The 2,135-nt window shown below is 67.8% G+C and carries 2 protein-coding genes and 2 pseudogenes; 2 read left to right on the forward strand and 2 right to left on the reverse strand.

From position 1 onward, the window contains the following. Together ACK42S_RS17710 and ACK42S_RS17715 are read left to right on the forward strand one after the other, a co-directional pair. Positions 1-227, forward strand: a pseudogene (locus ACK42S_RS17710) (hypothetical protein); the annotation flags it as partial. Between the two features lie 69 nt (positions 228-296). Then, a complete protein-coding gene (locus ACK42S_RS17715; protein WP_409710716.1) occupies positions 297-1,778 on the forward strand; it encodes a nucleobase:cation symporter-2 family protein in 1,482 nt (493 codons plus the stop codon). A gap of 22 nt (positions 1,779-1,800) precedes the next feature. Here ACK42S_RS17715 and ACK42S_RS17720 read toward each other — a convergent pair. Together ACK42S_RS17720 and ACK42S_RS17725 are read right to left on the reverse strand one after the other, a co-directional pair. Beyond that, positions 1,801-1,899, reverse strand: a pseudogene (locus ACK42S_RS17720) (hypothetical protein); the annotation flags it as partial. A 15-nt stretch (positions 1,900-1,914) separates the two neighbouring features. Continuing rightward, a complete protein-coding gene (locus tag ACK42S_RS17725) occupies positions 1,915-2,055 on the reverse strand; it encodes a hypothetical protein (RefSeq protein ID WP_409710719.1) in 141 nt (46 codons plus the stop codon). Between the last annotated feature and the right edge of the window lie 80 nt (positions 2,056-2,135).

Here is a 2,135-nt window from a genome sequence, read left to right on the forward strand (position 1 = left end):
AAGTGCACAGGGTGATTGAGCAGCGCTGCGCGATGTGCCACAACGCTGCGTTGGCCAGCAAGAACGTGGCGCTGCACACGCCGCAGTTGGTGCAGCAGCATGCACAGGCGATCTACCAGCAGACGGTGGTGTTGAGACAGATGCCGCTGAACAACGCCACACAGATCACCGAAGACGAGCGCGCCCTCATCCGGCGATGGTTCGAACAGGGCGCCGCCGCCCACTGACCGGTACCGCCGCAACGAGGAGCGGGCCATGTTCCCGCTCCCGCGGATTCACCCCCAAAGGAGACATGCATGAGCGAGACGACGACGGTTCACCCCGTGGACGAGAAGCTGCCGGCCGGGCGGCTGGCCGCACTGGGCCTGCAGCATGCGCTGGTGATGTATGCCGGGGCCGTGGCCGTGCCCCTGATCGTGGGGCGCGCGCTGCAGCTCAGCCCCGAGCAGGTGGCGATGCTGATCTCGGCCGACCTGTTCTGCTGCGGCCTGGTGACCCTCATCCAGAGTCTGGGCGTGACACGCTGGTTCGGCATCCGCCTGCCGGTGATGATGGGCGTGACCTTTGCCGCCGTGGGCCCGATGGTGGCCTTCGCCCAGGCCCTGCCCGGGGTGGACGGCGCGCGGGCGATTTTCGGCGCGATCATCGGCGCGGGCATCCTCTCGATGATTCTGGCGCCGATGGTGAGCAAGCTGCTGCGCTTTTTCCCACCGGTGGTCACGGGCAGCATCATCGCGATCATCGGCATCAGCCTGATGCGGGTGGGGGTGGGCTGGGCGATGGGCGGCCCGGCCCCGATGGCGCAGAGCGTGGACGTGTCCCAGTTGGCGGCGATGGTCGACAGCGCTCGCGCTGCGGCCGCTGAGGCCGGCACCGAGCTGACCCGCCTGCCCGGGCCCATCCCGATGAAGGACAACCCGAACTACGCTGCGCTGGACAACCTGGCGATCGCCGGCGCGGTGCTGGCGGTCATCTTGCTGCTGGTGAAGTACACGCGCGGCTTTGTGGCCAACATCGCGGTGTTGCTGGGCATCGTGGCCGGCTGTGCGATCGCGATCGCGCTGGGCAAGATGGATTTCGCCAAGGTGGCCCAGGCGCACTGGTTCGATGTGGTCACCCCGTTGGCCTTCGGTCTGCCCAGCTTCGACATCGTGATGATCCTGACGATGACGCTGGTGATGATCGTCGTGATGATCGAGTCCACCGGCATGTTCCTGGCCCTGTCGGAGATCACCGGCCGGCGCATCAGCCAGACCGAGCTGGCCGCGGGGCTGCGCACCGATGGGCTGGGCACGCTGATCGGCGGCATCTTCAATACCTTCCCCTACACGAGCTTCTCGCAAAACGTGGGCCTGGTGGGCGTCACCGGTGTCAAGAGCCGCTGGGTGTGCGTGGCCGGCGGCTTGATCATGATCGTGCTGGGCATGTTGCCCAAGATGGCGGCCTTCGTCGAATCCATCCCGACGTTCGTGCTGGGCGGGGCCGGCCTGGTGATGTTCGGCATGGTGGCGGCCACCGGCATCCGCATCCTCTCGACGGTGGACTACCGCAGCAACCGCAACAACCTCTACATCGTGGCGCTGTCGATAGGTTTCGGCCTGATCCCGCTCGTGGCCCCGCGCTGGACGCAGCAGATGGCCCATGGCCTGCACCCGCTGCTGGAAAGCGGCATCCTGCTCACGGCCATCGCTGCGGTGTCGCTGAACCTCTTCTTCAACGGCACGCGCGGCGACACGGCCGGCGCGATCGAGGCGGCCAAGACGGCCGAGGCGCACTGAGGAGCGGCGGCCGGCGGCCGGCTCAGGCCGCGGTGATGCGCAGCAGGTTGGTGCTGCCGCTTTCACCGAAGGGCAGGCCGGCGATCCTCACCAGAGGGTCACCGGGACGGGCCAGACCTTCGCGCCGGGCCCGTTCTCAGGCCAGCTCGGTTATCTCGCAGGCCTGTGGCACTTCGTCGAGGCGCACCGAGTGCACGCCCCAGCCCAGGGTGGGCTGGCGTGCCGCCGCACGGGTGGGGGTGAGGCTCAGGACGGGCGCGTGCGACCACCACCGCATGTGCGATGCGGGATCATGAAAGGCTCGGGTCCGCCGCCTCGATGATGAGGGCGCGGAAGTCGTTGACGTTGGTGAGCGTG

The organism is Caldimonas sp. (assembly GCF_046289365.1).
GTDB lineage: Bacteria > Pseudomonadota > Gammaproteobacteria > Burkholderiales > Burkholderiaceae_C > Caldimonas.

Coding starts and splice junctions, on each gene's coding strand:
- ACK42S_RS17715 (WP_409710716.1), top strand. CDS start 297: ATGAGCGAGACGACGACGGTTCACCCCGTGGACGAGAAGCTGCCGGCC.
- ACK42S_RS17725 (WP_409710719.1), bottom strand. CDS start 2,055: ATGCGGTGGTGGTCGCACGCGCCCGTCCTGAGCCTCACCCCCACCCGT.